We start from the raw sequence: 22,583 nt of genomic DNA, 5'->3' as shown, positions 1-22,583 counted from the left end.
CATGTCCACTGAAACCGCACTCACTCCAACGCACAACCAGGCTTTTCCGCAGCCGCTGCTGCCACTGAACTTTCGCAACTGGCAGTACGTCTGGCTGCGCAACTTCATGGTGTGGCGCAAGCTGGCCATTCCGTCGATGGCCGGCAACCTGGCCGACCCGATGATCTACCTGTTCGGCCTCGGGCTCGGCCTGGGCCTGCTGGTCGGGCGCGTCGACGGCGTGTCGTACATTGCATTCCTGGCCGCCGGCACGGTGGCGTCCAGCACGATGATGTCGGCGAGCTTCGAAGCGATGTACTCCGCGTTCTCGCGCATGCACGTGCAACGTACGTGGGAAGCAATTCTGTACGCACCGCTCAGCCTGGGCGACGTGGTCCTCGGTGAACTGTTCTGGGCCGCCAGCAAGTCGGTGTTGTCAGGCCTGGCGATCATGCTGGTGGCAGGCGCGCTCGGATATGCGTCGATGCCGCAGGCACTGCTGGCCCTGCCCGTCATCGTGCTGACCGGCTTCACCTTTGCCTGCCTGGCGATGAACATGACGGCGCTTGCGCCCAACTACGACTTCTTCATGTTCTACCAGACGCTGGTGATCACGCCGATGATGCTGCTCTCGGGCGTGTTCTTCCCACTGTCGCAACTGCCGGCGCCCGTGCGCGCGGCGACGAGCGTCCTGCCATTGCCACATGCGGTGGATCTGATCCGCCCGCTCATGCTGGGTCGCACGCCCGACAACATCCTGCTGCACCTCGGCGTGCTGCTGCTGTACGCCGTTGGCGCGTTGCTGCTGTGCCTGTGGCTGCTGCGTCGTCGCATGCTCAAGTAAGGAGCGGCCCGAACAGCCAACAAAAAAGCCCGTCGCGATGACGGGCTTTTCTTTGCTGCGTTCGAGACTCACTCGTTCACGGCGGAGCGCTGCAGATGCAATTGCGTACGCGGATCATCGTTCTGCGCATTCTCACGGTCAGCTTTGGCCGAGCTGTTGCGCGCGGCCTCCAGGCGATCGAGGTACGCCTCGTCAATATCGCCGGTCACGTACTTGCCGTCAAAGCATGACGCATCGAAATCCTTCAGCGCCGGATTGACGTCGCGCACGGCGCGCTTCATGTCTTCCACGTCCTGGTACACAAGCTGGTCTGCGCCGATGATCTTGGCAATCTCTTCGTGCGTGCGGCCATAAGCCACCAGTTCGCCGCGCGTCGGCATGTCGATACCGTACACGTTCGGGAACTTCACCGGCGGCGCGGCAGAAGCGAAGATCACCCTCTTGGCGCCGGCATCGCGCGCCATCTGCACGATCTCCGACGACGTCGTGCCCCGCACGATGGAGTCGTCGACGATCAGCACGTTCTTGTCCTTGAACTCGATCGCCATGGCGTTGAGCTTCTGGCGCACGGACTTCTTGCGCACCGCCTGCCCCGGCATGATGAAGGTGCGGCCCACGTAGCGGTTCTTGAAGAAACCTTCGCGATACGGCACGCCCAGGTGGTTGGCCACTTGCATTGCAGCCGGACGCGACGAATCCGGGATCGGCATCACCACGTCGATCTTGTCGGTCACCTCGCGCTTGATCTTCTCGGCCAGGTAATCGCCCATGCGCAGGCGCGCGTCGTACACCGACACACCGTCCATGCGCGAATCCGGACGGGCGAGGTACACGTATTCAAAAATGCACGGCGAAAGCACCGGGTTCGCGGCGCACTGCTTGGTGTGCAGCTTACCCTCGAGGTCGATGAAGATGGCTTCGCCGGGGGCCACATCGCGCTCGAACTTGAAGCCGATGCCTTCCAGCGCCACGGATTCCGACGCCACCATGTATTCGATGCCGCCCTCCGGCGTCTCCTGGCTGCCCAGCGCGAGCGGACGGATGCCGAACGGGTCACGCACCGCCAGCACGCCGTAGCCGGAAATCTCGGCAGCGATGGCATACGAACCGCGCACGCGGCGGTGCAGGCCTTCCACCGCCGTGAAGATGGAATCGCGATTAAGGGGGATGTCGTTGCTGGCGCGTTGCAGCTCGTCGGCCAGCACATTCAGCAGCACTTCGGAGTCGGACTGCGTGTTGATGTGGCGGCGATCACGCCGGAACATCTCATCGCGCAACTGATCGGAGTTCGTCAGGTTGCCGTTGTGTGCCAGCACGATGCCGAACGGCGCGTTGACATAGAACGGTTGGGCCTCTTCCTCGCTGGAGGAACCTGCCGTCGGGTAGCGCACTTGACCGATGCCGCTCGTGCCCGGCAGGCCGCGCATGTTGCGCGTGCGGAACACGTCACGCACCATGCCATTGGCCTTGTGCATGTGGAAAGTGCTGCCTGACGCGGTGGCAATGCCCGCCGCGTCTTGCCCCCGGTGTTGCAGGAGCAACAGACTGTCGTAGATCAGCTGATTGACGGGCGTGGCTGAGACCACCCCAACGATACCGCACATGTCGAACTCCAGCGAGAACGTATTTGGTGGCGCCCACACCCGTTGCGGGCGCCGAAAAAGCTTCCCGGATTGCCTAGCTTGTGGCCAGACGCCCCAGATCAATAGTGAACATACTTCGCGACATCCGGGGGCAACAGTGGCTTGGCCGCTTGCGCTGCCTGCTCCGCATAGGGCCGCGTAATCGCATCGCGCCAGAACGGCTGCTCAGGCAGGCTGGTAAAGCCGGCCACCGTTATCAACACGAGGATGATCACGCCACCGCGCGCCAGCCCGAACACCATACCCAGACCGCGATCAGCCGGTTTGAGCCCCGCGCTCGCCAGCGCTGCCGAAAGCAGCGCACCCACCAGCGAAGTTGCAATCACCGTCACGATAAACAGTAGGACGAAACCGAGAATGGTGCGTGCGACCGGCCCACCGGGCAGCGATTCCGGCATCCAGCCCGCCGCCACGCCTGAAAACGTGTACGCCACCCATGCGGCAAACAACCACCCGAGCAACGCCAGCACTTCGCGGATCAGCCCCCGAAACAACCCAATCAGCGCCGACGTGACGATGATGAACAGCACGCCGTAGTCAAAGAAAGTCGGTTGCATCTGGCAGCGGCTTGGATGGACTGAGGCGGAATGCGGCGTGACGAATCAGCAAATCTGGCGAGCGCGCTGCGTACACGTTCGGCCGCATTGTCATTGCTGCACGAGTTTCGGCGTCAGGCCAATCTGCTCGGCACGCTTCTGCGCCGCTTCGGCGGATGCACGATCGTTGAACGGACCCGCTCGCAGCAAGGCCAGATCGCCCTTCTCAGGCACCTTCTTGTGTTCGATGTAACCGGGGATCTTCTCGCCCTTGAGCTTGCCCAGCCAATTTCGGGCGCGGTCCTCGGAAGCGAACGCGCCGATCAGGAGAATGAACTTGCCGCCGCTGGCATCGGTGCTCGGTGCAGCCGCTTGCTGTACGGGCTGGGCGGCCGGTTGGGCGGGTTTCGTTGCGGGCTTGGATTCAGCAGGTGGCGCCAGATTGGCGACAGGCTTGGGCGGTGTCGCGGGCTTGGCTGCAGGCTGCGGGTTCTGAGCCGCTGGCAGCGCGTCGTTGCTTGCGACAACCTCTTCGCCCTGGTCAAGCGCCTGCACCTGATCCGCCGACGAGGTTGCAGGACGGGACGCGGAACGCCGGCTGGCGACCTTCGGCTCATCGGCCGAGGCCTTGGCACCACGATCGACCGGCTGATCCTGGATCTGCACGGCCACGGCATCGGTCACGGGGCGCGGCTTGGCATCAAACACGAGGGGCAACACGATCACGGCGGCGCCCACCAGCACCAAGGCACCGATCAGCCGACGGCGAGCGCGTTGCTTTTGCGGAAGTTCGGGATCAAGACCGTCGTCGTCATCGTCGGTGCGACGGGAGGCGCGGCTGCGAGCATTCGACGATGCGCGCGAACCACGCACCGCATCGCGAGCCACATCGGCAGCGCTGCCGGCGGCTGCGCCGCGAGTGCGTTCGCCTTCAGCGTTCTTGCGGGAGGAGAAAATGGAAAACAGTCCCATGAGGGCCCCGGTTTTAGTGCGCGCGACTCTTGCGTTCCGCCAGCACGCCGGCAACGGTGTAGAACGATCCGAAGACCACGATTCTATCATCCTCGGTGGCCCGCTCCATGGCGTTGCGATAGGCTGTGGCAGGATCGCTGAATGTGCTCACGCTCGATTCCTTGCCTGCGCGGAAACCGGCGTCGGTCAGCGCCTGCGCCAAGCTTGCCGCACTCGCGGCGCGCGGCGTCGGCAAGTCGGTCAGGCACCAGTGGTCGACCTTGTCGAGCATGTGCGCGAGCACACCGGCGATATCTTTGTCCTGCATCGCACCGAACACCGCGTAGGTGTAACGGTAGAAGCCCATGTTTTCGAGGTTCTGGCCCAGCGCGGCCGACGCGTGCGGGTTGTGTGCGACGTCCAGGATGACGGACGGACGCCCCGGCAGAACCTGGAAGCGCCCCGGCAGCACCACCTGCGACAACCCCAGACGCACGTCCTGCGCAGAGATCGGCAACCGGTCGCGCACCGATTCTAGCGCAGCCAGCGCCGCCGAAGCGTTCAGCAACTGGTTTGCCCCGCGCAAGGCCGGATAGCCCAGGCTCGGCCAACGGCGCCCGCGCCCGCTGAAGCCCCACTGCTGCTTGTCACCCTGGAAGTTGAAATCACGGCCGATCAGCCAAAGATCTGCGCCAATGGCCTCAGCGTGCTTGACCAGGGAAATCGGCGGCACTGGGTCAGAGCAGATCGCCGGCTTGCCTGCGCGGAAGATGCCGGCTTTCTCAAAACCGATCGCCTCGCGGGTATCGCCCAGGTAGGCCATGTGATCGAGATCGACGCTGGTGATGATGGCGCAATCGGTATCGACAATGTTGACCGCATCCAACCGGCCGCCCAGGCCGACTTCCAGGATCACCGCATCAAGACCCGCATTGGCGAACAGATGCATGATCGCCAGTGTGGTGAATTCGAAATAGGTCAGGCTGACGGGCTCGGGAAAGCTGCAGCGTGCACGTTCCACCGCTTCGAAGTGCGGCAGCAACATCGCGTCTGTGGCGATCTCGCCATTCACGCGAGCACGCTCGTTAAAGTCGATCAGGTGCGGCGAAGTATGGCAACCCACCTTGTAGCCGGCCGCCAGCAGGATCGCCTCCAGCATCGCGCAGGTCGAGCCCTTGCCATTGGTGCCGCCCACCGTGAAGACGACTGACTTGAATTCCAGCCCGAGCGCATCGCGCACGCGACTGATGCGGGCCAAGCCCATGTCGATGCCAACCGGGTGTGCGGTTTCCAGGTGGGCGAGCCAGTCGGGCAGCGTGTCGAATGTAGGCATGCGAAATAGGTGGCGCGGCTTCAGGAAATGGGCCGCGCAAAAACAAGAAGCGCGGACTCACGCCCGCGCTTCGGTTCAACAGATGTGCTGCATCAGGCCAGTGCGTCGGCCGGTTGCTTCTGCAGGAGCGCCAGGAGCTCGGCGATCTCGCGGCGCATGTTGCGACGATCGACAATCATGTCGATGGCACCCTTTGTCAGCAGGAACTCAGCGCGCTGGAAGCCTTCCGGCAGTTTCTCGCGCACGGTCTGCTCGATCACGCGCGGGCCGGCAAAGCCGATCATTGCCTTGGGCTCGGCGATCACCACGTCGCCCATGAATGCGAAGCTGGCTGACACACCGCCCGTGGTGGGATCGGTCAGCACGCTGATGAACGGCAGCTTGGCTTGCGCCAGCTTCTGGACCATCGCAGTAGTCTTGGCCATTTGCATGAGCGACAGCAGGCTTTCCTGCATGCGCGCGCCGCCCGACGCCGTCACGCAGATGAACGGCACCTTCTGTTCCAGCGCCATCTGCGCGCCACGCGCGAAACGCTCGCCCACCACCGAGCCCATCGAGCCCGTCATGAACTCGAACTCGAAGCACGCCACCACCACCGGCAGCGCATGGATGGCGCCGCCCATCACGACCATGGCATCGGTCTCGCCGGTGTTATCCATGGCCGCCTTGATGCGGTCGGGGTACTTTTTGCTGTCCTTGAACTTGAGCGCGTCGACCGGGAGGATCTCCTGGCCCAGCTCATAGCGGCCTTCGGCGTCCAGCAGCGCGTCCAGACGGGCACGCGCGCCAATGCGCATATGGTGGTCGCACTTCGGGCAGACGTGCAGGTTGGCTTCGACGTCGGTACGGTACAGCACCGACTCGCAGGCCGGGCATTTGACCCAGAGGCCTTCCGGAATGCCCTTGCGTTGCGACGGATCGGTCTGTTGGATCTTGGGCGGAAGCAGTTTGTCCAGCCAGCTCATGCGTGCTCCTTGAATGCAATGTCGCCGAGATCAGGCGTCGAGCGCCTGGCGAATCTCCGCGATGAAATCAGTCAAGTATTGTACCGCTTGTTCGCGAGGTGCTTCTTCAAGCAATTGCACAATGCGGGATCCGATGACCACCGCATCGGCCACGCCGCTAATCGCACGTGCTGTTGCCGCATCACGGATGCCGAAACCGACACCCACCGGCAGCCGCGCGTGCTGGCGGATTTGCGGGATGCGCGCGGCCACAGCGTCGAGGTCGATTGTGGCCGCGCCGGTCACACCCTTGAGCGACACGTAGTAGATGTAGCCACTCGCCACGCGGGCAATCTGCGCGATGCGCGCCTCGGTAGATGTGGGCGCCAGCAGGAAGATCGGATCAATGCCGGCGGCGCGCATGGTCTTGGCAAAGGCCTCGCACTCTTCGGGCGGATAGTCGACCACGAGCACGCCGTCCACGCCGGCTTCGGATGCAGCCTTCGCAAAGGCCTCCACGCCCATGCGCTCGATCGGGTTGGCGTAGCCCATGAGCACCACGGGCGTCGTTGAATCTGTGGTGCGGAATGCGCGCACGTATTCCAGCACCGTGCGCAGGCCAACTTTGTTAGCCAATGCGCGCTCTGACGCACGCTGGATGACGGGGCCGTCGGCCATCGGGTCTGAGAACGGTACGCCCAGTTCGATGACGTTGGAGCCGCCCTTGACCAGCGCGTGCATCAGGTCGACGGTCATCTCAGGGTACGGATCGCCCGCCGTGATGAACGGAATCAGGCCCTTGCGACCCTGTGCGGACAACTGCGAAAAAGTTTGAGCAATGCGGGACATAGCGGGATCAGTGTGTCAGGCGACCTTGATGGTGTCGGGCGCCAGAGATTCAGTCGGTTGGGCGGCAAATTCGGCGGCGGCATGCACGGCAGCCACACGCTCGCGCGCCACGCGGCAATAATCAGCGTTGATCTCGAAGCCGGCGAAGCGGCGTCCAAGCCGCGCACAGGCCGCAGCCGTGGTGCCGCTACCCAGGAACGGATCCAGCACTAGGCCGCCCGGCGGGCAGCTTGCCAGGATCATGCGTTCCACCAGTTCCAGTGGCTTCTGTGTCGGATGCTCAGCGCGCTCCGGGTCTTGCCGGTGCAGGCGCGATACGCTCCACACGTCCTTCGGGTTGTAGCCGACTTCCAGCCACTTCTTGCCCTCAAAACGCTTGCGGCTGCGTGCTTTCTTCGTCTCGGCGTCGTACGGAATGCGCACGGCATCGACGTCGAAGTAGTAATCGCGCGAAGCAGCAAAAAAGCCGATGTTGTCGTGCACCGACGAGAACTTGCGCGTGCTGCCCCCCATGCTGGGCACGCGGCGGTCCCAGATGATCTCGTTGACCATCGTGAGGCGTCGCTTGAGCATGACGAACAGTTCCGGCGCGTATTGCCACGTGCAGAACAGGTAGAGCGATCCGTTGCGCGCCAGCTTCGGCCGCACCGCATCGATCCAGCGTTCGGACCAGGCAAGGTAGGCATCGCCCGACAGCTTGTCGGAGTCGTTGCCGTAATCCTTGCCCAGCCCGTACGGCGGATCTGCGATGACGAGGTCCACACTGCCGTCGGCCAGATGCTCGACCCCGGTAATGCAGTCCTCGTTGAAGATGCCGTCGATGGCGCGCTCGGTCATGCGTGTGCCAGTGCCGTTAGAGTTGGATGCCGGAGAATTCGGCGACGGTATGCATATCCTTGTCGCCGCGGCCGGACAGGTTCACCAGCAGGATCTTGTCCTTCGGCAGCGTCGGCGCCAGCTTGCACGCATACGCCAGCGCATGGCTCGATTCCAGCGCCGGGATAATGCCCTCCATGCGACACAGGTCGTGAAAGGACTGCAGCGCTTCCTTGTCGGTAATGCCGACGTATTCCGCGCGCTTCACATCTTTCAACCACGCGTGTTCCGGGCCGACGCCCGGATAATCGAGCCCGGCCGAGATCGAATGCGTCTCGATGATCTGGCCGTCCTCATCCTGCAGCAGATAGGTGCGGTTGCCGTGCAGCACGCCCGGTGAGCCCCCCGTGAGCGACGCAGCGTGACGGCCGGTCTCGATGCCCTCCCCCGCCGCTTCCACGCCGATCAGCTTCACGTCGGCATGGTCGATGTACGGGTAGAAGATGCCCATGGCGTTGGAGCCGCCGCCCACGCAGGCGATGACGGCGTCCGGCTGGCGCCCGATCATCTCAGGCATCTGCACTTTGCATTCCTCGCCGATCACGGCCTGGAAGTCGCGCACCATCATCGGGTACGGATGCGGGCCCGCCACCGTGCCGATGATGTAGAAGGTGTCAGCCACGTTGGTCACCCAGTCGCGCATCGCTTCGTTCAGCGCGTCCTTGAGCGTGCGCGAGCCCGACTCCACCGGCACCACGGTCGCGCCCAGCAGCTTCATGCGATAGACGTTGGCGGCCTGGCGGCGCACGTCTTCACTGCCCATGTAGACGACGCATTCCATGCCGTAGCGCGCGGCAATCGTGGCGGTCGCCACACCGTGCTGGCCGGCACCAGTTTCAGCAATCACGCGTGGCTTGCCCATGCGGCGTGCCAGCAGCGCTTGGCCGATCACGTTGTTCACCTTGTGCGCGCCGGTGTGGTTCAGGTCTTCGCGCTTGAGGTAGATCTGCGCGCCGCCGCAGTGTTCGGTCAGACGGCGAGCGTGATAGATGGGCGACGGGCGGCCGACGAAATGCTTCAGCTCGTATTCGTATTCCCTGATGAATTCCGGATCGTGCTGGTAGCGCGCGTAGGCGTCGCGCAATTCATCGAGCGCGTGGGACAGCGTTTCCGCAACGAAGGTGCCGCCGTAGGGGCCGAAATGGCCGTGGGCGTCGGGAAGGTTGTACATGGCAATCTCTCGAGGCATCCGCCGAGGTCAGGGTGAAGACCTGTCGGCAGAGATATTCAGGAAGGCGTACGTCGCGAGAAACCTGCCAGATCGGCTCAGGCCTGAACCGATGCGCCCAGGGCTGCATCGGCCTCGCGGACCGCACGCACAAATGCGGTCATCCGGGCGTGGTCTTTCACGCCCCGTGCGGCCTCGATCCCGCTGCTGACGTCAACAGCGTACGGCCGCACGCGTTCAATCGCGCCAGCGACGTTTTGCGCGCTCAACCCACCACTCAAAACGAGCCGAGGAGCGGCGCTTGTGGTTGGCAAGGATGGCGATTGCGGGAGCCATTGTGGAGGAATGAGGGTCCAGTCGAATACGTGGCCGCCACCGCCATAGCCCTCAACAAATGCGTCGAGCAGCAGGCCTTGGGCAGCAGCAAACCGATCGGCGAATTCTACCAAATCGGCCCCGGGCTGAACACGCAGGGCACGCAGCCACGGCAGCCCCACCTTTTCGGCAATCTCGGCGCACCGCTCTGCCGGCTCGTCGCCGTGGAACTGAAGCAGCGTAAGCGCCACTTGGTCGAGCACGCGCGCCACGTCGTCCGCGCTGGCGTTGACGAACAGGCCTGTCACGGTGACGAACGGGCCAGCACGGCGGGCCAGCTCTGCCGCACGTTCAGCGGCGACGTAACGCGGGCTGGGCGGATAGAAGACGAGCCCGATCGCATCGGCGCCGAGCTCGACGGCGTGGTCGACGTCGGCCGGCTGGGTCAGGCCACACAGCTTGATACGGGTACGGTGCAACGGCATGGTGGAAGCGGAATTCACGGGCCTGCGTGTTCGTCGAACACGCCACGAAACAGGCTGGACGATGCCGGAGATGCCGGCAACGAGAAGGCATCAGGATAGCCGACCTCGGCCAGATACAACCCGTCGGGCATGAAAGTCGGGGCGGCGGCTACGCGGCTGCGGGCAGCCAGCACATCGCGCATCCACGACGCGGGCTGCCGGCCGCGCCCGATCGCCACCAGGCACCCCATGATGTTGCGCACCATGTGGTGCAGGAACGCGCTGCCGCGAATGCGCACGAATACCCATTCGCCCTCGCCTCGCACCTCAATCGAGTACATCGTTTTGACGGGCGACTTGGCTTGGCATTCGGCCGCGCGGAACGACGAGAAATCGTGTTCACCGACCAGTACCTGCGCGGCCTCGTTCATGGCTGCCACGTCAAGGGATTGGCCGGGCGGGAGCATCACGTAGCCGGCCTTGTCTTCGAGCAATGGTGCGCGCGTCGGACCGAAGGTCAGCGCGTAGTAATACGTGCGGCGATGCGCGGAGAAGCGCGCGTGGAAATCCTCCGGCATCTCCTGCGCCCATCGCACGGCCACCGTGGGCGGCAGAAAGGCGTTGGTGCCGCGCACCCACGAGAACGGCTCGCGCACGAGGTCGGTATCCAGGTGGACGACCTGGCCCAGCGCATGCACACCCGCATCGGTGCGGCCGGCCACCGTGGTCTGCAGCGCCACGCCGGCAAACTGCCGCAGTGCCGCCTCCAGCGCGTCCTGCACGGTGTTGCCATGCGGCTGCGATTGCCAACCCGAAAACGCGGCACCGTCGTACTGAATGCCAAGCGCGATGCGCGTCATGCCGTGTGAATCCTCGTGCGGAAAGAAAAACGCCGGCAGGATACCACCCTGCCGGCGCTGTCGATGGCGTAAAACGCGTTGCGTCAGCCGATCTGGCGCATCAAGGCTTGCGCCTCTGCGTGGAACGACGGATCGCCCAGGTCCAGCACTTCCTGCAGCAATTCGCGTGCGCCTTCCTTGTCGCCGATCTCGATGTAGGCCTTGGCCAGATCGAACTTGATCTGCAGATCGCGCACCCCATCGGCACCATGCTCGCCGGACAGCGTGTGCGGCAGGTTGGTGTCCAGACGGATGGCCGATTGCGGCTCATCGTTCGCGACCTCGGCGTGCTCTGCGTGATGCGGCTCGGACTCGAAGTGCATCGGAGCCTGCGACAGGTCGGTCGGCTGGGCCCAGCTCGGCAGGCTTTCCTCCGCGGCAACCGGAGCTGCCGGAACAGCCGTTTCTGCGGCAGGCGGCGTCGGGTTCAGATCCAGCGACAAGTCCGACAGATCCATATGCAGCGGGGGCGCGGCGACGGGCTGATAAGCCTCGCCAGCGTGCGCGTTGAACTGCGGCAGATCCGTTTCTGGTTCGGCATGCACCCTGAAGATGTCCGACGCTTCTTCCGGCGCGGTGATCGGCTCGCCTGCTGCCGGCGCCGGGAACGACTCCAGCGGCAGATCGAAATCGGCCAGCTGCGGTGCCTTGGTCGACGGCGAGGACGGGTCCAGATCCGGAGACAGCGTGGTCCAGTCGTCCCCGCGGCGGGTGGTCTGACCCGTCACTGTCGGGCTGAAGGCCTCGGCAGCCACCGCGGCGCCCACACCGGCCAGGGCAGCGGCACCTGCCACTGCGGCGCCAGCGTGGCTCGGCTCTGCATGCGCTTCGGCACCCGGATGGCTTCCGTCACCCTGCACCGTCAAATACAGCGGATTAGCCGGATCGAACTTGCGGCCCATCGCAGCAGCCTCTGCCCATTCCGACGAGGCCGCGCCGACTTGCGCCAGCATCTCTTCAGCAATGGTCTGGAAGCCATGGGCGTCCTGACGATTGGCGTAAATTTCCATCAACTTCAGGCGAATGGCTTGGCGCTCCGGATGCTGCTCCAGGGCCTCGCGCAGGATTTCTTCGGCTTGTACGTCGCGCCCGTAGGCGATATAGACATCGGCCTCGGCAATCGGGTCGACTTCATTGCTCTCGTTGCCGCCGCCAATGCGGAAATCCGCACCGAACACGCTGTGCTGCGAGGTGTCGACGCTTTGACCACCGGCTGCGCCAAACAGCGAGTTGGCGCCCGCCATCACAGTGCTTTCCTGCGACAGAAGGCTGTCCTGGAAGCCATGTGCCTGCTCAGGCTTCTGCTGGCGACGGCGATACACAACCAGCCCCCCCAGCAAGGCGACCACCAAGCCGCCCAGGCCCAGGGCCATCGGGTTGCCCAGCAGCGACGAGAGGAACGATTCTTCTTGAATCGGCGGCGGAGCCACAACCACCGGCGCCTTCTTCGGCGCGGCAGCAGGAGCCGACGCAGCAGCAACCGGTGCGCTGGCAGCCGCTTGCGGTGCCGAAGCTGCAGCCATCGGCGCCGATGCGACCTCCGGTGCGGAAGCCGCTGCAGCAGCCGTTGCCGACGAAGCCGGAGCAGCAGCGGCCGTTTCTGCCGGCGCAGCCGCAGCAGGGGCCGGGGCAGACGTAGACGCTGCGGACGGCGCGGGAGCCGGCGCGTTGGCCGCCGCCACTGCCGGAGCGGCCGTCGATGGCGCAGCACCAGCAGCCGGTTTGGCAGCGCTGGCAGCCTTGGCCAGTTCAGCGTTCTTCAATTCAACCAGGCGCTGCATGTCAGAGAGATTCTTCTCCAACTGTGCAACGCGTGATTCCATTTCCTTGAGCGCGCGCTCCTTGGCGACGAGTTCCTCATCACGGGCAGCAGCCGAGCCGGCCTTGCCGGTACGGTCAGCCTTGGACAGACGCAGTTCGTCACGGCCGCTGGCAGCAGGCGTGGCTTGATCCTGCACACGGGCCGACACACTGCCGCTCTGCTGGCGGGCGGAGTCGGTATCCGTGGCTGCGTTGGCTTCAGCCGCCGTTGCGAGGCGGTTGCGATAGCCGGCAAAGCCAGACGTCTGCGCAATGACTTCGCGGCGCGCCTCGCGCGCAGGCGTTTTCTGCGCTTCGGCCTGCGACGGCACTTTCAGCACCGAGCCGGTACGCAGCCGGTTGATGTTGCCACCAATGAAAGCGTTGGGATTGTTCCGATACAGGGCCAACAGCATCTGGTCGAGCGACACGGCGTCTTGACCTTGAGCAGCCGTCGATGCCACGTCATACAGACTATCGCCGCGCTGCACGGTGTACGAACCACCGGGTGTAGCGTCCGGTGCGGTGGCAGCAGGAGCAGCTTGCTGGGCACGCACAGCTTGGCGAGCAGCGCGGGGCTGGCGTGTTGGTGCCGGCGCGGCTGCAGTCGAGGCTGCAGCTTGCGGCTGCGCGGTCGAAGCACCCGGCGCCGATTCAGCGGCGCCCGGCGTTGTGGCCTGCACCACCGGCGTCGGCGCAAAATTCTGCGCGGTATTGCTGGAGCCTACCGGGTCCAGCAGGAACGTATAAGCGCGCGAAACGTGGCCGCTCGCCCAGTTCAGGTCAACCAGGACATCAACGAACGGCTCGGCGACGGGCTGGGTCGAACGCAGACGCACCACGTAGTTGCCATTCGACTGGCGCTCCAGCGAAGCGCGCAGCGAGGAGACGATCGGGTTGTAGGTCAGACCGGCACGCGAATAAGCGTCCGGCGCAGCCAGTTTGGCGACCAGGTTTTGCGCCTCTTCGGGCGTCACGCCGGTCAGATCGATTTCGGCCTGCAACGGCTGGCCGAGGCTGGAACGCACGTACAGCGCGCCGAAACCGGCCGCTTGCGCAGCGGGCTGAATCAGCAGCAGGCTCGCCGCAGCAAACGCGACGGCCGACCAGCGAGGACTGCGATGGGACGATTCTCTCCGGCGGTATTGGCTCACCCTCACCTTCGACTCCGTTATCTTTTAATGTGCAAACGAACTTAACATCAACGAGTTAGCGCAGCAAGTTCACCTAAAAAGTGAAGTGCTGGATAAGAACCGCCGTCAATCTTTATGAAAACGACACAATTGGCGAGATTCTGAAGCACCCGACGTACCCCCCGGAATGCGTGTGCTTCATGTGGCGCTAACCCTTCCCCGTGCCCCGTCCACCCCACGAATGGGCGGACAGCGTTCCGGCCGCTATTGTGTACCAACGTTACAGACCGTGGGCGTCCAGATGGCACAACGCCGCGCAGGCCGCGCGGCGTTGGTAGAAAAAGCGCACTTTCTGTTGTCAGGCCGCAACGACAGCTGCCGATGCCCGGCCCGACGAGGAAAGCAAAGCCCGGATCACTTGCCCAGCAGGATACGCAGCGTACGGCGCAGCGGCTCGGCAGCGCCCCACAGAAGCTGGTCGCCGATCACGAAGGCGCTCACATACTCGGGCCCCATGTTCAGCTTGCGCACACGGCCCACTCCGATTTCGAGACCACCAGTGATGGACGCCGGTGTCAGTTCCTTCTCGGTGATGCTGCGGTCGTTCGGCACCCACTTCACCCACGGGTTGCCCGAGCGGATAATCTGCTCGATTTCTTCGAGCGGCAGATCGCGCTTAAGCTTCAGCGTCAGGCCCAGGCTGTGGCAGCGCATTGCGCCAATTCGCACACACAGGCCGTCGACCGGAATCGTCTGCGCCGTCCCCAGGATCTTGTTGACCTCGGCCTGGCCCTTCCATTCTTCCTTCGACTGACCATTGTCGAGCTGCTTGTCGATCCACGGGATCAACCCACCAGCCAGCGGCGCCGGGAAGAATTCGGTCGGCACGTCTTCGCGGATGGTCTTGGCAACCTTGCGATCGATGTCCAGGATGGCGGATGCCGGGTTGGCCAGTTCATCAGCCACGGCGCCATGGATCACGCCCATGCCCTTGAGCAGTTCGCGCATGTGGTTTGCGCCACCGCCCGAAGCCGCCTGATAGGTCATCGAGCTGACCCACTCGACCAGGCCTTCGCGGAACAGGCCGCCCACGCCCATCAGCAGAATCGAATTGGTGCAGTTGCCACCGATGAAATTCTTGGTGCCAGCGGCCACCGCGTTCTTGATGAGCGACAGGTTGACCGGGTCCAGCACGATCACGGCATCATCTTCCATGCGCAGCGTCGAGGCGGCGTCGATCCAGTAGCCGTTCCAGCCCGCGGCGCGCAGCTTCGGGAAGACTTCGGTGGTGTAGTCACCACCCTGGCACGTGATGATCGTGTCGCATGCCTTGAGCGCTTCGATGTCGTTGGCGTCAGCCAGGGGCGCATCCGTCTTGGCGAATGCGGGCGCCTTGCCGCCGGCGTTGCTGGTGCTGAAAAACACCGTGTCGATCAGGTCGAAATCCTTTTCTTCCTGCATGCGCTGCATCAGCACGCTGCCAACCATGCCGCGCCAACCGACGAGACCTACCTTCATGATTGTGAACCTCTAGTGATTTTCCCCGCCTCGGTCGCCCGGCGTGACCGCGCGGGGAAGGCGAACGGACACGACGGACGATCTACGAGATCGTTTTTTTGGTAATGATTTTCGTGGTCGTGCGAATCTCGACAGGCGTCATGCGAGCGCGCGCGGCGGTGCCCTTGGCGGCGATAGCCAGGGTGCCCAGAATGCCCAGTACGAGGACGGGGAGCGCGATCGAGATCATCTGCAAAAATATACACGATTTGGCGGCCACACAATGCACTGCAACATATGTCCGCCGAAAAAATGACGATTGCGGCGCCGCATGTGACGGCACCGCAACGCATGCTTTGATTTACAAGGCAGCGACCACCGCGTCGCCCATCTCCACAGTGCCGACCTGTTTGCAGCCCGGCGTCAGGATGTCGCCGGTCCGGTAGCCCTGCGCCAGCACCTTCTTGACAGCCGTTTCGATACGATCAGCCTGCTCGGCCTTGTTCAGCGAATAGCGCAGCATCATCGCCGCCGACAGGATCGTCGCCAGCGGGTTGGCAATACCCTTGCCTGCGATGTCCGGCGCGGAGCCGTGCGACGGCTCATACAGGCCCTTGTTGTTCGCGTCGAGCGACGCCGACGGCAGCATGCCGATCGAGCCCGTCAGCATGGCGGCCTCGTCCGAGAGGATGTCACCGAACATGTTGCCGGTGACGATCACGTCGAAGTTCTTCGGTGCCTTCACGAGTTGCATGGCAGCGTTGTCGACGTACATGTGCGACAGCTCGACTTCCGGATATTCCTTGTGCACATCGGTGACGATGTCCTTCCAGAACTGGAACGTCTCGAGCACGTTGGCCTTGTCGACACTGCAGAGTTTCTTGCCGCGCTTGGCGGCAGCCTGGAAGGCGACGTGCGCGATGCGGCGGATTTCCGGCTCGCTGTAGCGCATCGTGTCGAAGCCTTCGCGCGCACCGGCAAACGCGCCGTCCGGGGCCGAACGCACGCCGCGCGGCTGGCCGAAGTAGATGTCACCAGTCAGTTCGCGCACGATCAGGATGTCGAGACCAGACACGATCTCCGGCTTCAGGCTCGATGCACCGGCCAGCTCCGGATAGCAAATCGCCGGACGGAAATTAGCGAACAGCTGCAGATGCTTGCGCAGGCCGAGAATGGCCTGCTCGGGGCGCAGTTCGCGAGCCAGCGTGTCGTACTTCCAGTCGCCCACGGCACCGAACAGGATGGCGTCAGCCTCCTTGGCGAGCTTGAGCGTGTCTTCGGGCAGCGGATGGCCCTTGGCCTCGTAGCCTGCGCCGCCCACGGGGGCGAATTCCATCTCGAATGACTCGCCCAGTACCTTGAGCACCTTCACGGCCTCGGCGACGATTTCCTTGCCAATGCCGTCACCCGGCAACACTGCAATCTTGGTCATGTGGTTGTCCTTGTTGTTCTGGTGTCAGCTCAGCCGACGAGCTTGTGCGCGAGCCACGGCATCTTGGCCAGGCGCTGCGCTTCGTAAGCCTTGATCTGGTCGGCATAGCGCAGGGTCAGACCGATGTCGTCAAAGCCGTTCAGCAGGCAGTATTTGCGGAACGCCGTGACGTCGAACGGATACGCCGTACCGCCTGGCGTGACAACGATCTGCTTGTCCAGATCGACGGTCAGCTGGTAGCCGGTAAAGGCTTGCGTTTCGTTGAACAGATGATCGACTTGCGACTCCGTCAGCACGATCGGCAGCAGGCCGTTCTTAAAGCAGTTGTTGAAGAAGATGTCCGCAAAACTCGGCGCGATGATGGCGCGAAAGCCATACTGCTGCAGCGCCCACGGCGCATGCTCACGCGAGCTGCCGCAGCCGAAGTTCTTGCGGGCCAGCAACACGGAGGCGCCCTTGTAACGCGGTTGGTTCAGCACGAAGTCCGGGTTCAGCGGACGCTTGCTGTTGTCTTGGCCGGGCTCGCCGGCGTCCTTGTAGCGCCACTCGTCGAACAGGTTCGGGCCGAAACCCGTGCGCTTGATCGACTTGAGGAATTGCTTCGGGATGATGGCGTCGGTATCGACGTTCTCGCGGTCGAGCGGGGCCACGAGGCCGGTGTGGATGGTGAATTGTTCCATGATTGCTCTCTCTAACCTGCCGCTCAAGCGAGCTTGCGCACGTCGACGAAGTGACCTTCCAGCGCGGCTGCAGCGGCCATCGCCGGGCTGACCAGGTGGGTGCGGCCACCCGCGCCCTGACGACCTTCGAAGTTGCGGTTGGACGTGGATGCACAGCGCTCGCCCGGGTCGAGGCGATCAGCGTTCATCGCGAGGCACATCGAGCAACCCGGCTCCCGCCATTCAAAGCCTGCCGCCTTGAAGATCTTGTCCAGCCCTTCGCGCTCGGCCTGTTCCTTCACGAGGCCCGAGCCCGGCACGACCATCGCCAGCTTCACGTTCGAGGCAATGCGCTTACCCAGCTTCTGCACAACCCACGCTGCGGCGCGCATGTCTTCGATACGGCTGTTAGTGCACGAGCCGATGAACACCTTGTCGATGTTAATGTCGCTGATGGCGACGTTCGGCTGCAGGCCCATGTATTCGAGCGCGCGCTCCATGGCGTTGCGCTTGTTCGGGTCTTTCTCTTTGTCGGGATCCGGCACGCGGTCTTCAATGCTGACCACCATTTCCGGCGACGTGCCCCAGCTCACCTGCGGGCGAATCTCTTCAGCACGCAGCTCGACGACCTGATCGAAGTGCGCACCTTCGTCGGAATGCAGCGTGCGCCAATAGGCGACGGCCTGCTCCCACTCCACGCCCTGGGGCGCGAACGGACGGCCCTTGATGTATTCCAGCGTGACATCGTCCACGGCGACCATGCCTGCGCGTGCGCCGCCTTCGATTGCCATGTTGCACACCGTCATGCGGCCTTCCATCGACAGCGCGCGGATGGCCGAGCCGCCGAATTCCATGGCATAGCCCGTGCCGCCGGCCGTACCGATCTTGCCGATGATGGCGAGCACGATGTCCTTGGCGGTGCAGCCGCGCGGCAACGTGCCTTCCACCTTCACGAGCATGTTCTTGCTCTTCTTGGCGAGCAGCGTTTGCGTGGCCAGCACGTGCTCGACTTCCGACGTGCCGATGCCGTGCGCCAACGCACCGAATGCGCCATGCGTGCTGGTATGCGAATCACCGCACACCACCGTCATGCCCGGCAGCGTCGCGCCCTGCTCCGGCCCGATCACGTGCACGATGCCCTGACGCTTGTCGTTCATCTTGAATTGCGTGATGCCGTAGCTGTCGCAGTTGGCGTCAAGCGTATCGACCTGCAGCTTGGAAACCGGATCGGCAATGCCGTGCGAGCGGTCGGTAGTCGGCACGTTGTGGTCCGACACAGCCAAGTTGGCACTGATGCGCCACACCGGACGCTCGGCCAGTTTCAGGCCCTCGAACGCCTGCGGGCTCGTCACTTCGTGCAGCAGTTGACGATCGATGTAGAGGACGGTCGTGCCGTCTTCTTCGGTATGAACGACGTGATCGTCCCAAAGTTTGTCGTAGAGCGTCTTGGCCATGATGCGATCCGTGCACAACGCGCCCATTGAAATTCAGGGCCGCTGCGCGAGCAGTTTCGTGGGGAGTGATCGATTATGCCACCCGGTGCATTGGGCACCGGACGTGACTGACGAAAGGGGGTTTCGCCATTTCGCGAAGGCCCTTCCAGCACCTACGGGCAACAAAAAGCCCCGCCGGTTTCCCGTGCGGGGCTTCTGTGAAACAACCAACCTGGCTTAGCGCTTGTCGATCGACGGCACTTCGCGGGTTGCTGCGCCGTTGAACAACTGGCGCGGACGGCCGATCTTGTATTCCGGATCGGTGATCATCTCTTCCCACTGCGCAATCCAGCCCACCGAGCGGGCCAGCGCGAAGATGCAAGTGAACATCGACGACGGAATGCCCAGCGCGCGCTGCACGATGCCCGAGTAGAAGTCGACGTTCGGGTACAGCTTGCGGCTGACGAAGTACTCGTCTTCCAGCGCGATCTTTTCCAGTTCCATGGCCAGCTTGAACAGCGGGTCGTTGTGCAGACCCAGCTCTTCGAGCACTTCGTGGCAGGTTTCGCGCATCAGCTTGGCGCGCGGGTCGTAGTTCTTGTACACGCGGTGGCCAAAGCCCATCAAGCGCACGCCGCTGTTCTTGTCCTTGACCTGCTTGATGAACTCGGGAACCTTGTCCACCGAGCCGATTTCTTCCAGCATGTTCAGGGCGGCTTCGTTCGCACCACCGTGCGCCGGCCCCCACAGGCAGGCGATACCGGCGGCGATTGCTGCGATCGGGTTCGTGCCCGACGAGCCGGCCAGACGCACCGTCGACGTCGAAGCGTTCTGCTCGTGGTCTGCGTGGAGAATGAAGATGCGGTCCAGAGCGCGCTCCAGCACCGGGTTCACCTTGTAGTCCTCGCACGGCGTGGCGAACATCATGCGCATGAAGTTACCCGTGTACGACAGGTTGTTCTGCGGATAGATGTTCGGCTGACCGATGTTGTACTTGTATGCCATGGCCACCAGCGTCGGCAGCTTGGCGATCAGGCGGATCTGCGAGATTTCGCGCTCGCGCGGGTCATTGATGTTGGCAGCGTCCGGATAGAACGCGCTCATGGCACCAACCAGGCCCGTCAACACGGCCATCGGGTGGGCATCACGACGGAAACCGCGCAGGAAGAACTGCATCTGTTCGTGCACCATGGTGTGATTCGTCACCACATGGTTGAACTCTTCCTTCTGCTTGGCGTTGGGCAGCTCGCCCTTCAGCAGCAGGTAGCAGATTTCCATGAAATCGCATTTGCTGGCCAGATCGTCGATGGCGTAGCCGCGATACAGCAGCTCACCTTTGTCACCATCGATGTAGGTGATCTTGGAATTGCACGACGCGGTCGACATGAAGCCGGGGTCGTACGTGAACTTGCCCGTCTGACCGTACAGCTTGCGAATGTCGATCACGTCCGGGCCAACCGTGCCCTTGTAGATCGGCAGCTCGACGCTGGGCGAGCCATCGGAAAACGATAGGGTGGCTTTCACTTCGGACGGCGTCATGTCGGTTTCCTTCTCTGCTGTTTATAAAAATGAAGTCGGGAGACTCCCGCCAGACGGATCGAGGGGCGCCGGCCGGGGGGCGGCTGGACCGATTCGTCTTGCGGCAACCTCTCGCGCGCCGGTTCAGACCGAGCGCAGCAAGGTCAGGACGTGCTGGATGTGAGGCACGTCGAGTTCGCCCTCCGGCTCCTTGCGTGCAAGCAGGAGATCCATCAGGTCGTTGTCGGGAAGCTCGAACAACTGCGAGAGTGCGGCAACGTCGTCGTCCGACAGTTCCGTCTCGTAGCGGTTGAAGAAGCGCTCGACGATGATGTCGTTCTCAAGCAGGCCGCGTCGGGCACGCCAGCGCAAACGGGCACGCTTGTGCGGATCGGACTGATGGGAGAACGTCGGAGTGTTCACAGCAACCATACTTCCTAAAAATGCGTCGCCGGAGAAACCGCTCCGGCGACACACAATGCCAAAGTGCGCTGACTCGCGGCTTACACCGCGCGACGCACCATCAATTCCTTGATCTTGCCGATGGCCTTGGTCGGGTTCAGACCCTTCGGGCACACATCAACGCAATTCATGATGGTGTGGCAACGGAACAGGCGGTACGGATCTTCCAGATTGTCCAGACGTTCGCTGGTGGCCTGGTCGCGGCTGTCGGCGATGAAGCGATACGCCTGCAGCAGACCGGCCGGGCCGACGAACTTGTCCGGGTTCCACCAGAACGACGGGCACGACGTCGAGCAGCTCGCGCACAGGATGCACTCGTACAGACCGTCGAGCTCTTCGCGCTCTTCCGGCGATTGCAGGCGCTCCTTCTCGGGCGGCGGCTCGTCGTTGATCAGGTACGGCTTGATCGAGTGGTACTGGTTGAAGAACTGCGTCATGTCGACGATCAGATCGCGGACCACGGGCAGCCCCGGCAGCGGGCGCAGCACGATCTTCTCGGGCAGCTCACGCATGTTGGTCAGGCAGGCCAGACCATTCTTGCCGTTGATGTTCATGGCGTCGGAGCCGCACACGCCTTCACGGCACGAGCGACGGAACGCGATCGACTCGTCGAGCTTCTTCAGCTTGACCAGCGCGTCGAGCAGCATGCGCTCGTGACCGTCGAGCTCAACCTCGTAGGTCTGCATGCGGGGCGCTGCGTCCTTGTCCGGATCGTAGCGATAGACTTCAAAAATACGCTTCATTTTTGTGGGCCCTTCTTATCCGTTAGAACGTACGCGCCTTGGGCGGCACCGATTCCACCGACAGCGGCTTCAACTGCACGGGCTTGTAGTCGAGGCGGTTGCCTTCGCTGTACCACAGCGAGTGCTTCATCCAGTTTTCGTCGTCGCGGTTCGGGAAGTCGCTGTGTGCGTGTGCGCCGCGCGATTCCTTGCGGGCGGCGGCCGACACCATCGTCGCCTTTGCCACTTCCACCAGGTTGGCCACTTCCAGCGCTTCGACGCGCGCGGTGTTGAACACCTTGGACTTGTCCTTCAGGTGGATGCTGCCAGCGCGCTCGGCCACTTCAAGGATGCGCTCGACGCCTTCATCCATCAGCTTCTGCGTACGGAACACGCCCGCGTGCGACTGCATGTTGCGGCGGATGTCGTTGGCGACGTCCTGCGCGTACTCGCCCGAGCTGGACGAATCGAGCTTGGCCAGGCGCGACAGTGCGCGGTCCGCTGCATCGGCCGGCAACGGCTTGTGCTCGCGGTTCTTCAGGTTCTGCGCAACGATGTGGTTGCCCGCCGAACGGCCGAACACCACCAGGTCGAGCAGCGAGTTCGTGCCCAGGCGGTTGGCGCCGTGCACCGACACGCACGAGCATTCGCCGATCGCGTAGAAGCCGTTGATGACCTCGTTCGGGTTGCCGTTCTTCGGCACCACGACCTGGCCGTGATAGTTCGTCGGAATGCCACCCATCTGGTAGTGGATGGTCGGCACCACAGGAATCGGTTCCTTGATGGCGTCGACGTTGGCGAACTTCAGGCCGATCTCGCGAATCGACGGCAGGCGCTTCATGATGGTCTCGGCGCCGACGTGGGTCAGGTCGAGCAGCACGTAGTCGCCGTTCGGGCCGCAGCCGCGGCCTTCCTTGATTTCCTGATCCATCGAGCGCGACACGAAGTCACGCGGTGCCAGATCCTTCAGCGTCGGGGCATAGCGCTCCATGAAGCGCTCGCCATCCTTGTTACGCAGGATGCCGCCCTCGCCACGCACACCTTCCGTGATCAGCACGCCCGCGCCGGCCACGCCGGTCGGGTGGAACTGCCAGAACTCCATGTCTTCCAGCGGAACACCCGCGCG

At 63.4% G+C, this 22,583-nt stretch carries 21 protein-coding genes; 1 reads left to right on the top strand and 20 read right to left on the bottom strand.

The window, feature by feature from the left end:
• The first annotated feature begins 1 nt into the window (after position 1).
• Positions 2-823, top strand: coding sequence for an ABC transporter permease (locus tag DOD19_RS05125; RefSeq protein WP_024975361.1), 822 nt, complete (start codon positions 2-4; stop codon positions 821-823).
• A 68-nt stretch (positions 824-891) separates the two neighbouring features.
• On the opposite strand, the gene purF is transcribed toward DOD19_RS05125, so the two are convergent.
• The 20 genes from purF to DOD19_RS05030 all read right to left on the bottom strand — a co-directional run.
• Complete coding sequence (gene purF, locus DOD19_RS05120; RefSeq protein ID WP_024975360.1) at positions 892-2,427, bottom strand: amidophosphoribosyltransferase; 1,536 nt, start codon at positions 2,425-2,427, stop codon at positions 892-894.
• A 98-nt stretch (positions 2,428-2,525) separates the two neighbouring features.
• Complete coding sequence (locus tag DOD19_RS05115) at positions 2,526-3,023, bottom strand: CvpA family protein (protein ID WP_112184405.1); 498 nt, start codon at positions 3,021-3,023, stop codon at positions 2,526-2,528.
• Between the two features lie 90 nt (positions 3,024-3,113).
• Entirely contained in the window at positions 3,114-3,974 is an 861-nt protein-coding gene (locus tag DOD19_RS05110) for an SPOR domain-containing protein (protein ID WP_112184403.1), read from the bottom strand.
• Between the two features lie 13 nt (positions 3,975-3,987).
• The gene (folC, locus tag DOD19_RS05105; protein ID WP_112184401.1) at positions 3,988-5,286 is read right to left on the bottom strand and encodes a bifunctional tetrahydrofolate synthase/dihydrofolate synthase; all 1,299 of its coding nucleotides are present in this window, start codon (positions 5,284-5,286) and stop codon (positions 3,988-3,990) included.
• A 92-nt stretch (positions 5,287-5,378) separates the two neighbouring features.
• Positions 5,379-6,251: an acetyl-CoA carboxylase, carboxyltransferase subunit beta gene (accD, locus tag DOD19_RS05100; RefSeq protein WP_024975356.1), complete on the bottom strand. Its 873-nt coding sequence runs from the start codon at positions 6,249-6,251 to the stop codon at positions 5,379-5,381.
• A 30-nt stretch (positions 6,252-6,281) separates the two neighbouring features.
• Entirely contained in the window at positions 6,282-7,079 is a 798-nt protein-coding gene (trpA, locus tag DOD19_RS05095; protein WP_024975355.1) for a tryptophan synthase subunit alpha, read from the bottom strand.
• 15 nt (positions 7,080-7,094) lie between these two features.
• Complete coding sequence (locus DOD19_RS05090) at positions 7,095-7,916, bottom strand: site-specific DNA-methyltransferase (RefSeq protein WP_024975354.1); 822 nt, start codon at positions 7,914-7,916, stop codon at positions 7,095-7,097.
• 16 nt (positions 7,917-7,932) lie between these two features.
• A complete protein-coding gene (trpB, locus tag DOD19_RS05085; RefSeq protein WP_112184399.1) occupies positions 7,933-9,126 on the bottom strand; it encodes a tryptophan synthase subunit beta in 1,194 nt (397 codons plus the stop codon).
• 95 nt (positions 9,127-9,221) lie between these two features.
• A complete protein-coding gene (locus DOD19_RS05080) occupies positions 9,222-9,941 on the bottom strand; it encodes a phosphoribosylanthranilate isomerase (RefSeq protein WP_275426878.1) in 720 nt (239 codons plus the stop codon).
• Entirely contained in the window at positions 9,938-10,762 is an 825-nt protein-coding gene (gene truA, locus DOD19_RS05075; protein ID WP_024975351.1) for a tRNA pseudouridine(38-40) synthase TruA, read from the bottom strand. The genes DOD19_RS05080 and truA overlap by 4 nt, the downstream gene beginning before the upstream one ends.
• 83 nt (positions 10,763-10,845) lie before the next feature.
• Positions 10,846-13,761, bottom strand: a complete 2,916-nt coding sequence (tapV, locus tag DOD19_RS05070) for a FimV/HubP family polar landmark-like protein TapV (RefSeq protein WP_112184394.1) — start codon at positions 13,759-13,761, stop codon at positions 10,846-10,848.
• 387 nt (positions 13,762-14,148) lie between these two features.
• The gene (gene asd, locus DOD19_RS05065; protein ID WP_024975349.1) at positions 14,149-15,252 is read right to left on the bottom strand and encodes an aspartate-semialdehyde dehydrogenase; all 1,104 of its coding nucleotides are present in this window, start codon (positions 15,250-15,252) and stop codon (positions 14,149-14,151) included.
• An 82-nt stretch (positions 15,253-15,334) separates the two neighbouring features.
• The gene (locus DOD19_RS27485) at positions 15,335-15,511 is read right to left on the bottom strand and encodes a hypothetical protein (protein ID WP_155954077.1); all 177 of its coding nucleotides are present in this window, start codon (positions 15,509-15,511) and stop codon (positions 15,335-15,337) included.
• A gap of 81 nt (positions 15,512-15,592) precedes the next feature.
• Complete coding sequence (leuB, locus tag DOD19_RS05060) at positions 15,593-16,663, bottom strand: 3-isopropylmalate dehydrogenase (RefSeq protein ID WP_112184393.1); 1,071 nt, start codon at positions 16,661-16,663, stop codon at positions 15,593-15,595.
• 29 nt (positions 16,664-16,692) lie between these two features.
• Entirely contained in the window at positions 16,693-17,343 is a 651-nt protein-coding gene (gene leuD / locus DOD19_RS05055; protein ID WP_024975347.1) for a 3-isopropylmalate dehydratase small subunit, read from the bottom strand.
• Positions 17,344-17,366: 23 nt separating this feature from the next.
• The gene (leuC, locus tag DOD19_RS05050) at positions 17,367-18,776 is read right to left on the bottom strand and encodes a 3-isopropylmalate dehydratase large subunit (RefSeq protein ID WP_024975346.1); all 1,410 of its coding nucleotides are present in this window, start codon (positions 18,774-18,776) and stop codon (positions 17,367-17,369) included.
• Positions 18,777-18,992: 216 nt separating this feature from the next.
• Entirely contained in the window at positions 18,993-20,294 is a 1,302-nt protein-coding gene (gene gltA / locus DOD19_RS05045) for a citrate synthase (RefSeq protein ID WP_024975345.1), read from the bottom strand.
• A gap of 123 nt (positions 20,295-20,417) precedes the next feature.
• Positions 20,418-20,705, bottom strand: a complete 288-nt coding sequence (locus tag DOD19_RS05040) for a succinate dehydrogenase assembly factor 2 (RefSeq protein WP_009241006.1) — start codon at positions 20,703-20,705, stop codon at positions 20,418-20,420.
• 71 nt (positions 20,706-20,776) lie between these two features.
• A complete protein-coding gene (locus DOD19_RS05035; protein ID WP_009241007.1) occupies positions 20,777-21,478 on the bottom strand; it encodes a succinate dehydrogenase iron-sulfur subunit in 702 nt (233 codons plus the stop codon).
• 22 nt (positions 21,479-21,500) lie between these two features.
• Positions 21,501-22,583, bottom strand: a 1,083-nt coding sequence (locus tag DOD19_RS05030) for an FAD-binding protein (RefSeq protein WP_162634347.1), incomplete at its 5' end; no start/stop codon positions are given.

This window comes from Ralstonia sp. GX3-BWBA (assembly GCF_003290055.1).
In the GTDB taxonomy this organism is placed as follows: domain Bacteria; phylum Pseudomonadota; class Gammaproteobacteria; order Burkholderiales; family Burkholderiaceae; genus Ralstonia; species Ralstonia holmesii.
This window is presented reverse-complemented; position numbering and strand designations above follow the sequence as displayed.